General features: G+C 65.7%; 1 protein-coding gene. It reads left to right on the top strand.

All coding sequences use genetic code 11. The features are described 5' to 3' along the window. Window positions 1–527: dihydrofolate reductase family protein (locus tag CIW48_RS33035; RefSeq protein ID WP_149314529.1), on the top strand; the 527-nt coding region annotated here is incomplete at both ends.

Consider the following 527-nt stretch of genomic DNA (forward strand, 5'->3'; position numbering starts at 1 on the left):
GTGTCTGTCGACGGCTTCGGGGCCGGCCCGGACCAAAGCCTGGAGCATCCGCTCGGGAAAGGCGGGCCGGAGTTGATGCGGTGGTTCTTCCCGACGCGCGCCTTCAGATCGATGATCGGGCAAGAGGGCGGGACTGACGATCGTTTCGCCGACGCCGGGATGGCTGGCTTTGGCGCCTTCATCCTCGGCCGCAACATGTTCGGCCCGATCCGGGGCGAATGGCCGGACGAAACGTGGAAGGGCTGGTGGGGCGACAATCCCCCTTATCACGCGCCGACCTTCATCCTCACCCACCACGCCCGGGCGCCTATTGTGATGGAGGGCGGGACAACCTTCCACTTCGTCACGGACGGGATCGAGGCGGCGCTTGACCAAGCTAGAGCTGCCGCGGGCGACTCGGACGTCAAGATCGGCGGTGGCGTGTCGACGGTCCGCCAGTATTTACTCGCGGGCGCAATCGATGAATTGCACTTGGCGGTGTCGCCGGTCGTTCTTGGCCGGGGCGAGCACCTGTTCGCAGACATCGA

The organism is Methylobacterium sp. P1-11 (assembly GCF_008329595.1).
Taxonomy (GTDB): Bacteria; Pseudomonadota; Alphaproteobacteria; order Rhizobiales; family Beijerinckiaceae; genus Methylobacterium.